Here is a 9,929-nt window from a genome sequence, read left to right on the forward strand (position 1 = left end):
GAGCCAATTAAAGATACAGGCCTGCGCCGTACTTACCCAAACTGGATCGCGCGCGAAGGTGCACGCGGACAAGAATATAATGCATGGGGTTCACCACCTAACCCACCAGAGCATGTACCAATGCTTGCTTTTACCCGCATGCTTGCAGGACCAATGGACTTTACGCCAGGTATTTTTGATATGAGCTTTAATGGTTTAGGAGGCGATACAAACCGCCCACAAACCACACTCGCCAAACAACTCGCGCTTTATGTTGTTTTGTATAGCCCAATTCAAATGGCTGCCGACTTACCTAAAAACTATTTGGCTAAGCCCGATGCGTTTCAATTCATTCAAGACGTACCAACAGATTGGCAGCAAAGTATTGCTATTGATGGTGAAGTAGGCGACTTTATTGTATTCGCTCGTAAAGAACGTAAAAGCACTAAATACTCAGGAAATGATTGGTACTTAGGTGCTGTTACGGACGAAAAAGCCAGAACTGTTGAGGTAAAACTCGACTTTTTAGAGCAAGGCAAAAAGTTTGAAGCACAAATTTATAAAGATGGTAAAAGCGCAGAGTGGAAAAATAATCCGTACGATATAGCTATCGAAAAACGTATTGTAACTGCAAGCGATAAACTAACGCTTAAATTAGCCACTAGTGGCGGTACAGCTATTCGTTTTAAAGCACTTTAATATAATAAAGCCCCTGCATTTACTATGCAGGGGTTGATACCTTTATTGGCAAATATACTTGTGCACTTAAACCGCCTTCTGGGCGGTTTTCTAGTTTTACTTTACCGTCGTGCATATCAACAATGCGTTTAATAATAGCAAGGCCTAGGCCACTGCCTTCACTTCCTCGTGCAGCATCGCCTTGTTTAAAAGGCTCAAAAACAGACTCTAATTCGTTTTCAGGAATGCCGGGGCCACTATCGTTTACAGCGATAACTACATATTTTTTGTTTGAATTAAAGTAGCTAAGTACTTCAATATCGCCCTCAGAATAACGCAGCGCATTACCAATCATGTTAGTAATTACACGTTTAATAGCCACAGAGCTTAACGGTATATTGCCTATATTTGGATTACTTTTAAACGTAATAGTACGTTGATGCTGAAGCTCAGAATTGACAACCTCGGCAACTAAAGCATTTATATCTTCGCAACTTAGTTCTTCACGTTTATGGTGGCGTAGATACTCAATAAACTGATCAATAATCCCGTTCATGTCTTCTATATCGTAAATAATACCTTCACGGAGATAGTCGTCTTCATCAACCATCATTTCGGTAGCTAAACGAATACGCGTAAGCGGCGTACGTAAATCATGAGATACACCGGCCATTAGTAAACGGCGGTCGTTTTCAAGTGCGGCAATTCCGCGCGACATTTGGTTAAACGCGCGCGTTACTTCTATTACTTCTGTTGAGCCTTGTTCTTCTAACTTGGTAGAAAAGTCGCCTTTACCCACTTTCACTGCAGCTTGTTGCAGTGCTTTTAATGGTCTATTAAGGTGCCTTGCAAACAACCACCCACCCAGCACACTTAAAAAGCCAATACTTGATAAGTAAAAAGTTAAAAACTCTAAGTTGTTCTCTTTAAAGCCTTTAAGCGGTACTTTTACCCAATAACCTGGCGCTTGCGGTGCTTCAACCCAATAAATCAACGGATCAGTTTGGCTAATACGTACACGAGAATAACCTCCAAGTTGCTCAGTCATGCTGCGCGATAGCATAGAATATTCGCGGCTTTGCCCAAGCCCTTGGCGCATTGCTTCGCGCTGCGTCATGACTTCAATGCCGGTAATTTCAAAAAACTTTGCAGATACTTCGTCGTTTATTTCAACGCCATCTTCCCAGTCAATGAATACTGTTTTAATTTGCTTAGCAAGCATCAAGTTAACTTGCTCAATGGTTGGTTTTACAACATAAAAACTAACCGTAACATAAGACACTATTTGATTTATGAGCAGCAGAGCCGCCACTAAAAAAACAGTTTGTCCAAAAGCACTGCGCGGAAACATGCCCATAAATATTACTTTTCACCGTCGGGAACAAACACATACCCCAAACCCCAAACGGTTTGAATATATCGCGGATTGGCAGCATCTACTTCAATCATGCGGCGAAGTCTCGACACTTGCACATCAATGCTTCGCTCAAGCGCACTGTAATCGCGGCCACGCGCTAAGTTCATTAGCTTATCGCGGCTAAGTGGCTCACGTGGATGCGAAACAAGCGCTTTAAGCACTGCAAACTCACCACTGGTAAGCGATATTGTTTTATCCCCTTCACTCATTTCGCGCGTTGCTAAATTAAGCGTAAATTTACCAAAAGCGATTAAGTTTTCTTCAGCAGCAGGTGCGCCTGGCACTTCTTTTGCTCGGCGACGTAAAATGGCTTTTATGCGAGCAAGTAGCTCACGTGGGTTAAATGGTTTTGGAATGTAATCGTCAGCGCCAAGTTCAAGACCAATAATGCGATCTACTTCGTCGCCCTTTGCAGTAAGCATAACAATAGGAATTTCATTTTCTTTTTGGCGTAAACGGCGGCAAATAGATAAGCCATCTTCGCCTGGGAGCATTAAATCGAGAACCATTAAGTGAAAGTTTTCTCGCTCTAGGAGTCTATCCATTTGCTCCGAGTTTCCTGCGGTTCTAACAATAAAGCCTTGCTCTACTAAATAACGTTCAAGCAAACTGCGTAAGCGCATATCGTCATCAACAACTAATACTTTTGTGGTTTCGTGTCCCATAATCTCTTTCTTATTTTTATATCCAATTACTAGTTAATATAAATGAAAAACTTAATAATCAAAAACTAATTACTTGCTTAGATTGTTACTGAACATTTCAAAGCTTACTTACTCGTACTTTATTACATTTTACGCTCGACAAGTTTTGGCAAATTTAATAACGTGCACACCATTAGAGCTAATAAAGAATTCACCATGAAAACAAATTTAGTTACCCGCGAAGGTTACTTACAATTACAACAAGAACACGACCAACTATGGAACGTTAAACGCCCAGAAGTAACAAAAATAGTAAGCTGGGCAGCCAGCCTCGGAGATCGCTCTGAGAACGCAGACTATCAGTACAACAAGCGTTTGCTACGCCAAATTGACCGTCGTGTACGCTATTTACGCAAACGCATACCTGATTTAAAAATCATCGACTACTCTCCCGTTCAAGATGGAAAAGTGTTTTTTGGTGCATGGGTCGAAATTGAAAACGAAGAAGGTGAAACTAAAAAATTCAGAATTGTCGGACCTGATGAAATTTACGACCGAAAAGATTACATATCGATAGACTCACCTATGGCGCGGGCGCTAATTAAAAAACAAATAGATGACGATTTTGAGGTACCTACTCCTCAGGGTAAAAAACAGTGGTATGTAAACAGTATCGATTACCAAAAAAAGAAATAAAAAGTTTTGATTCAGATCATGTTAACTTTTGATTGTGTAAATTAAGCCAATAAGCTATAACTGAATTATTCAAGTTGATTTGTTTAATTTGAAAGCAGTTAATTAAGGTCGTGGTTATGTCAAACATAGTACAGCGCATATTAAATAATGCCGTATTGTTTGCACTTTTAATGAGTGTAAGTTTGACGCTGCATGCCAGTAACACTGAAGTAAACCTTGATAACGCTAAACTATCTAATCACTTTATTGCTTGTGACATTCCTGACCAAGCAAACCTCGATTTTGACGTAGACTCTCACGTTAATACTATTACCTTTAGGTCGCTTCAACCACTTCCTAATGTCGTAGATTCTTTTTATAAGAGTACCAATCTAAACAGACCTTTTAGCACTGCGTACCAACGCGGACCACCTAGCTATTTAATTTAATTCATTACTTTACAACTTAATTAAATTTTATAACTACTAAGGTGACTACTATGTCTAACTTTAAAGAATTACGTACTCAAAATGTTTCTCACGGCGTTATTGCAAGCACATTTGCAGATGATCAACCATTGATTGATTTATCATCTCCAGCGCTAAAAATGGTAAATAACTTTACTCAAAAAACGCCTATTCGTGCAGAGCATACAACAACGATTACAGATGCACTTAAACAAGTTAGTGCACAACAATCTGATTTTGTTTTAGTAACCGACGAGAACCAAAAATTGATTGGTCTTGTTTCTAGCGCCGATTTACAAAGCTCTAAAATTACTATTATTGCAGAGCGTTTAAATACCCCACGAAGTGAAGTAAGCTTGCGCGATATTATGACGCCAATTAGCCGACTTACAGGTGTAAGCATGCAAAGTTTAAGCTATGCATGTATTGGTGATGCGCTGCAAACAATGGAGCATCAAGGTGTAATGTTTTTATTAGTAACAACAGCAAGTAGCGAAATTTGTGGTTTAATTTCAGCTCGCCAAATAGCTAAAACATTACATATTCCACTACATATTAGCCCTATTGCTCACTCTTTCAGTGAAGTATTAGAAAACATTGAGCATCCTCACTAGGGCGCTCTTTTAGTTGAATTGATTTACTCCCCTCCCAACCATCTTAAAGCAAGTGAAATAGCTTGCTTTAAGAGCTTTTTATTACTACCTCCTGTGATATTATTCAAGCAATTAACGGCGCCAGTAACACGCTTCTGGTCTTATTTTATTGTATAAAAAGGTTTTTGCATGAGCGATATCTCTGCACGTTTAGCCGGTGAGTTAAACGCACAGCAGCAACAGGTTGTTGCAGCTACAAAATTACTTGATGAAGGCGCAACTGTTCCTTTTATTGCCCGCTACAGAAAAGAAGTTACCGGCGGCCTAGACGACACCCAATTACGCCTTTTAGAGCAGCGTTTATCGTATTTACGTGAACTAGAAGAGCGCCGCAGTTTTATTTTATCGACCATCGAATCGCAAAATAAATTAACGCCAGAGCTAAGTGCCGATATAACTAATGCACAAAGTAAAACTGAACTTGAAGATTTATACCTACCTTATAAAGCTAAGCGCCGTACTAAAGGCCAAATAGCAATTGAAGCTGGTTTAGAACCACTTGCAGATGCACTATTTAAAGATGCTAACCTTTACCCAGAGCAACAAGCAGAGCAGTTTGTAAATGCTGAAAAAGGTTTCGCAGATACAAAAGCGGTACTCGAAGGCGCTAAATTTATCTTGATGGAGCGCTTTGCTGAAGACGCAAAATTACTTGCTAAATTTAGAAGCCACATAAGCCAAAACGGCGCAATTGAAAGCACTGTAATTAAAGGCCAAGAGCAAGCGGGTGCAAAATACCGTGACTACTTCGAGCATCAAGAACTTCTCAAAAAAGTACCTTCTCACCGTGCGCTTGCTATGCTTAGAGCCCGAAATGAAGGTGTACTTCAGTTAAATGTTAATCCAGAGCCTAGCGCTGAAAATTCAGCGCAACTATGTGCCAACATGATTGCTGACCATTACCGTTTAGATATTAAATATAAAGCGGCAAGTCCTTGGTTATTAAACGTTGTGCAATGGGCGTGGAAAATTAAGTTAGGATTACACCTAGAGAATGAATTTTTTGCAGCAATGCGCGAAAAAGCAGAAGCTGGTGCAATCGACGTATTTGCTAAAAACTTAAAAGATTTATTAATGGCAGCACCTGCAGGCCCTCGTACTACTTTAGGTCTTGATCCAGGCCTTCGTACTGGCTGTAAGATTGCCGTTGTTGATAGCACAGGTAAATTACTAGCTACACAAACTATTTTCCCTCATGCACCACAAAATCATTGGGATAAATCAGTGCGTACGTTAGAGCAGCTTTGTCGTCAGCATAAAGTTGAGCTAATTGCGATTGGTAACGGTACTGCATCACGCGAATCAGATAAGTTGGTTGCTGAGCTTATGAAAGCAAACAGCGAACTTAAGCTTAGTAAAATTATGGTTAGCGAAGCGGGTGCATCGGTTTACTCAGCTTCTGAATTTGCAGCTAATGAATTCCCAGATTTAGATGTTTCTATACGAGGGGCTGTCTCTATTGCGCGCCGCCTTCAAGATCCTCTTGCTGAACTTGTTAAAATTGAGCCAAAATCAATTGGTGTTGGCCAATACCAACACGATGTATCGCAAAGCCAATTAGGCCAAAGCCTTATTTCAGTAGTTGAAGACTGTGTAAACTCAGTAGGCGTAGATTTAAACATGGCATCGGTACCGCTACTTACACGCGTATCTGGTTTGAACAAAACATTAGCGCAAAATATCGTTAATTATCGCGATGCTAACGGCACATTTACTAAACGTAGTGAGCTTAAAAAGGTTGAGCGTTTAGGGCCAAAAGCATTTGAACAAGCGGCTGGTTTTTTACGTATTAACAATGGTAGCGATCCTCTAGATAACTCATCAGTTCACCCTGAAGCTTATCCTGTTGTTAAACGTATTTGTGAACGCAATAGAGTAGATGTCAGTAACCTAATTGGTAACAGCGACTTTTTAACTAAACTTGCTGCTAACGATTACACTGACGAAAAATTTGGCTTACCAACCGTTACCGACATTATTACTGAGCTTGATAAACCAGGTCGAGATCCTCGCCCTGAATTTAAAACAGCTGAGTTTAAAGCCGGTGTTGAAAAAATTAGTGACCTAAAACCAGGTATGATTTTAGAAGGCGTGGTTTCAAACGTTGCTAATTTTGGTGCGTTTGTTGATGTAGGTGTTCACCAAGATGGTTTAGTGCATATTTCAGCAATCACGAATAAATTTATATCAGATCCGCGTGAAGTTGTTAAAGCTGGTGATATTGTAAAGGTTAAAGTTGTTGAAGTAGACGCTGCACGTAAACGTATAAGCTTTACTATGCGCTTAGATGACGACATTGACACAAGTAATAAGTCAGCAGCGCCAGCTACGCAAAAGCCACAAACACGTGCTAATAATTCGCAACCTCGCGCTGCAAAGCCTAAACGTGACAATGGCAATGCGTTAATGGGTAATGCATTTGCCGATGCGTTCGCTAATGCTAAAGTGAAAAAATAATACTTGTACAGCTAAGCTAAAACGAAAAAAACCGCGTAAGCGGTTTTTTTGTGGTTACGTTTTACTAAATTATTAACTTAACGCTGAAAAACTACTTTGTCTCGCTGGCGATGTAGCCATTTGATAAAAGTTAGCAATACGCCCCGCCCGTGCCTCAACATCGGCATCACGTGTTTGCTCGTCACTTTTAGCTGTTTTTGTATCGCTGCTTTCATCGCTAGAGAATGACGCTTCAAGTTTACTTTTTGCGTCTTCGTCGTCTTCTTTTTCAGGTTGTGCAAGCTCAGCCTGAGCCGCTGCTAGCTTTTGCGTAGCATCTGCAGCAATAGAGCGATCAGCTCCCGAAGGCTCTGCAGGCGCTAATGCGGCAGCGCGTACCGTTTGCATTTTGTCTATAGTCGCTTGCGGGTCACCCGGAATTTCAGATACATCTATTTGTACTTCTCCGCCAACTGCGTAGTTAGTACCATCTGGGCCACGTTGATACTCATAGCTTGGCGAGCCAGCATGTTGCCCACCTACAGAAGCGTGCGCTTGCTCGTGTATTCGTACTTCAGTATCTCGTGCTTTTAGCTCTGTAATTTGTTGTTGTTCTTGTTCTAATTGCAGCTCTTCTTGCTCAGATTCTTTTTTCTCGATTGTTTCACTTTCTTCCTCAGAGCCCTCAGGGTTTTCTGAGTTTCCATCGCGCTGCTGAACTGACTTTTCGTCTGCTATTTTTCCCGTTGCGTTATACGTCGCACCATCGCTACTGCCTGGTAATTTTGCTTTTTCAGAATCACTTTGCGCTTTGGTTTCTGTATTGCTTGCGCTACTAGATGCGGGAGCAGGAATAACTTCGCGTAGTTGGTTGTCACGCCGTGCAGTTTCCGTATAAACATTTGCAGTGTTTATATTGATAGACGGAAATGGCGTGACAATATTCATAATACTAAACTTTAATATCGATTAACGTGCCAAGTACATCATCGGCCGTTTGAATTGATTGCATATTTGCCTTGGCATTAAACTCTTCAACTTTTAAGTTAACAAGCGCTTCATCAACACGAGCTGGCTGTGCTACAGGTGCAGTAATAGCTTCTTCAGGGCGTGCTGCTGTAAGCTGACGTTGCTGCGCTAATTGTGCGTCATCTTGCTGTTCTATACTGGCACGGTTAATCTCAGCACTGGCCTTTTCAATACCTTGGCTAGCTCGATTAAACCCTTCTACACCACTATTAAATACAGATCCGATTGGCATATTAAAACCTCCACCAAATAAACATTGTTTAATTATCGCTCAGGTTCTGCTCAAAATAAAGCTTTAAACAGCGCTATTCTTAGCTCTATTTTAAAGCATTGATTTAACGACAGATAAAAACTCACTTTTATGAGAAATAAATGGCGCGTGCGACGCTTTATCTAGCACTTCGTATTCAAACTCAGTATTTAGTACTGACATTTCACTAATTGCTTTATAAGGCACTAAGGCATCAAGTCGGCCAAATACTCCTTTGATAGGTACTGGGCAATGAGCAAATAAATCACGTAAATCGTCGTTTTGTAAAATATCTAAACCAGCGCTCAGGGCGTCGCTTTGTGGTGCGCTGTACTGATTTAGTAATTGTTTAAGCAGCTTTATATCATCACGCGCCGACTCGCTACCCATCGCTTGAATAGCTAAGAAGCGCTCTATTGTTTTTTCTCGATGATTAACTAACTGCTCTTTAAACTGCGCCAATACATTCGCTTTTATTCCGGGCCAATTATCTGCCTCCGCAAAAAAAGGAGTCGATGCAATTAAAATAACTTTTGATACTTTTTCAGGCCAATGCTTAGCAATATAAAGTGCAAATAATCCACCTAACGACCACCCCATTAAAATGGTCTTCGGCTTTAACTGCTTACTTAAAGTTTCTGCTGCATCATGCAAAGTATAAGGGCTTGGGCAAACATGGCTATTACCAAACCCAGGTAGGTCAAGGCTACGTACACTTCCTGAATATAAAAACTCAAGTTCTGGCTGTACTAACTGCCATACGCCCTGATTCATTCCCCAACCATGTAATAACACTAACTCATTTTGCATATTTGCCTAACCTTTACCAAACTTAGGCTCATCATAACGTTTAAAAAGGCGATTGCAATGCAAGGAGCGAGTCAGTGAAACAAGCCGTTTTAAATTGGTTATTTCCCTCTTATTGCATGCAATGTCAAAATACGATTACGACCTCTTTAGGGCTTTGTGATTATTGCCTTGAAGATTTACCATTGTTTGATTTTAGTAAGCATAAGAATTTACTGCATCGACCCGATATTGTTGAGATGTTTCCTAATTGCGAGTTTGATAAATTATTTGCCTGTGCTTTTTATCAACCTCCCTTTGAACATTGGCTTAAAAGGCTAAAATTTAATAATCAAATTCATTATAAAAAGGCACTGCAGCAAGTTATACAAAAACAATTAACGCAGTTTTTTGAGCAAAGCCCTACTTTGCCAGATACCTTTATTATTTTACCTCTTCATAAAAGCCGATTCATTACTCGCGGGTTTAATCAGGTAAGCCAAGTTTGGCAACCATGTTTAGCTAATTACGCATCAGTGAGTAACGTACTTATTCGCAATAAAAAAACACGAGCCCAGTCGGAACTATCTAAAGCAAAGCGTATTAAAAACTTAAAAAATGCCTTTATTTGTACAGAGGATATGGGCGGTAAAACAGTCGCTATTGTTGATGATGTGATGACGACAGGGGCAACATTAAACGCAGCTACTAGTGCACTAAAACAAGCAGGCGCTAAACAAGTGTGGGCTTTTACAACTTGCTTAACGCCTATTTAATTATTAAAAAGTATATACCAATCCACAATAATACTTAATCATTTTGCGGGGCTAAACGTGTCGCTACCTGTGTTAAAAAATTCTCATTTACGACTGCATGGATGCAGAAGGTAGAGCAATGCAGGAGCAATTGCCGAGA

At 40.4% G+C, this 9,929-nt stretch carries 11 protein-coding genes; 6 read left to right on the forward strand and 5 right to left on the reverse strand.

Going from position 1 to position 9,929, the window contains the following annotated elements; translation table 11 throughout:
• A partial coding sequence (locus L654_RS0104750) for a glycoside hydrolase family 97 catalytic domain-containing protein (protein WP_029753495.1) occupies positions 1-678 on the forward strand: 678 nt, incomplete at its 5' end.
• Between the two features lie 22 nt (positions 679-700).
• Here L654_RS0104750 and envZ read toward each other — a convergent pair.
• A complete protein-coding gene (gene envZ, locus L654_RS0104755) occupies positions 701-2,014 on the reverse strand; it encodes a two-component system sensor histidine kinase EnvZ (protein WP_024607434.1) in 1,314 nt (437 codons plus the stop codon).
• A 5-nt stretch (positions 2,015-2,019) separates the two neighbouring features.
• A complete protein-coding gene (gene ompR / locus L654_RS0104760) occupies positions 2,020-2,739 on the reverse strand; it encodes a two-component system response regulator OmpR (protein WP_002959552.1) in 720 nt (239 codons plus the stop codon).
• 195 nt (positions 2,740-2,934) lie between these two features.
• Here ompR and greB point away from each other — a divergent pair, with 195 nt between their 5' ends.
• The 4 genes from greB to L654_RS0104780 all read left to right on the forward strand — a co-directional run bounded on the left by greB (position 2,935) and on the right by L654_RS0104780 (position 6,970).
• Positions 2,935-3,414, forward strand: coding sequence for a transcription elongation factor GreB (gene greB / locus L654_RS0104765; protein ID WP_024607435.1), 480 nt, complete (start codon positions 2,935-2,937; stop codon positions 3,412-3,414).
• Between the two features lie 116 nt (positions 3,415-3,530).
• Positions 3,531-3,842, forward strand: coding sequence for a hypothetical protein (locus tag L654_RS0104770; protein ID WP_024607436.1), 312 nt, complete (start codon positions 3,531-3,533; stop codon positions 3,840-3,842).
• Between the two features lie 50 nt (positions 3,843-3,892).
• On the forward strand, positions 3,893-4,474 hold the full coding sequence (locus tag L654_RS0104775) for a CBS domain-containing protein (protein WP_024594284.1): 582 nt from the start codon (positions 3,893-3,895) through the stop codon (positions 4,472-4,474).
• Between the two features lie 168 nt (positions 4,475-4,642).
• A complete protein-coding gene (locus L654_RS0104780) occupies positions 4,643-6,970 on the forward strand; it encodes a Tex family protein (protein WP_024607437.1) in 2,328 nt (775 codons plus the stop codon).
• 72 nt (positions 6,971-7,042) lie between these two features.
• Here the strand turns inward: L654_RS0104780 and L654_RS0104785 are convergent, their stop codons facing one another.
• The 3 genes from L654_RS0104785 to bioH all read right to left on the reverse strand — a co-directional run bounded on the left by L654_RS0104785 (position 7,043) and on the right by bioH (position 9,038).
• Positions 7,043-7,897 (reverse strand): putative metalloprotease CJM1_0395 family protein, encoded by an 855-nt coding sequence (locus L654_RS0104785; RefSeq protein ID WP_024607438.1) that lies wholly within the window; start codon positions 7,895-7,897, stop codon positions 7,043-7,045.
• Positions 7,898-7,901: 4 nt separating this feature from the next.
• Positions 7,902-8,210, reverse strand: a complete 309-nt coding sequence (locus tag L654_RS0104790; RefSeq protein ID WP_024607439.1) for a hypothetical protein — start codon at positions 8,208-8,210, stop codon at positions 7,902-7,904.
• Between the two features lie 90 nt (positions 8,211-8,300).
• On the reverse strand, positions 8,301-9,038 hold the full coding sequence (gene bioH / locus L654_RS0104795; RefSeq protein WP_010554945.1) for a pimeloyl-ACP methyl ester esterase BioH: 738 nt from the start codon (positions 9,036-9,038) through the stop codon (positions 8,301-8,303).
• Between the two features lie 74 nt (positions 9,039-9,112).
• On the opposite strand from bioH, the gene L654_RS0104800 reads away from it, so the two are divergent.
• Positions 9,113-9,790 carry a ComF family protein gene (locus L654_RS0104800; RefSeq protein ID WP_024607440.1) on the forward strand — a complete coding sequence of 226 codons (678 nt, stop codon included), beginning with the start codon at positions 9,113-9,115 and terminating at the stop codon, positions 9,788-9,790.
• Positions 9,791-9,929: the final 139 nt, after the last annotated feature.

The sequence above is a fragment of the Pseudoalteromonas sp. TAB23 genome, from assembly GCF_000498075.1.
In the GTDB taxonomy this organism is placed as follows: Bacteria; Pseudomonadota; Gammaproteobacteria; order Enterobacterales; family Alteromonadaceae; genus Pseudoalteromonas; species Pseudoalteromonas arctica.

Excerpts from the sequence above, each read along its gene's own strand:
- envZ (WP_024607434.1), bottom strand. The coding sequence starts at position 2,014 with ATGGGCATGTTTCCGCGCAGTGCTTTTGGACAAACTGTTTTTTTAGTG.
- greB (WP_024607435.1), top strand. The coding sequence starts at position 2,935 with ATGAAAACAAATTTAGTTACCCGCGAAGGTTACTTACAATTACAACAA.
- L654_RS0104790 (WP_024607439.1), bottom strand. The coding sequence starts at position 8,210 with ATGCCAATCGGATCTGTATTTAATAGTGGTGTAGAAGGGTTTAATCGA.
- bioH (WP_010554945.1), bottom strand. The coding sequence starts at position 9,038 with ATGCAAAATGAGTTAGTGTTATTACATGGTTGGGGAATGAATCAGGGC.
- L654_RS0104785 (WP_024607438.1), bottom strand. The coding sequence starts at position 7,897 with ATGAATATTGTCACGCCATTTCCGTCTATCAATATAAACACTGCAAAT.
- L654_RS0104770 (WP_024607436.1), top strand. The coding sequence starts at position 3,531 with ATGTCAAACATAGTACAGCGCATATTAAATAATGCCGTATTGTTTGCA.
- L654_RS0104775 (WP_024594284.1), top strand. The coding sequence starts at position 3,893 with ATGTCTAACTTTAAAGAATTACGTACTCAAAATGTTTCTCACGGCGTT.
- ompR (WP_002959552.1), bottom strand. The coding sequence starts at position 2,739 with ATGGGACACGAAACCACAAAAGTATTAGTTGTTGATGACGATATGCGC.
- L654_RS0104780 (WP_024607437.1), top strand. The coding sequence starts at position 4,643 with ATGAGCGATATCTCTGCACGTTTAGCCGGTGAGTTAAACGCACAGCAG.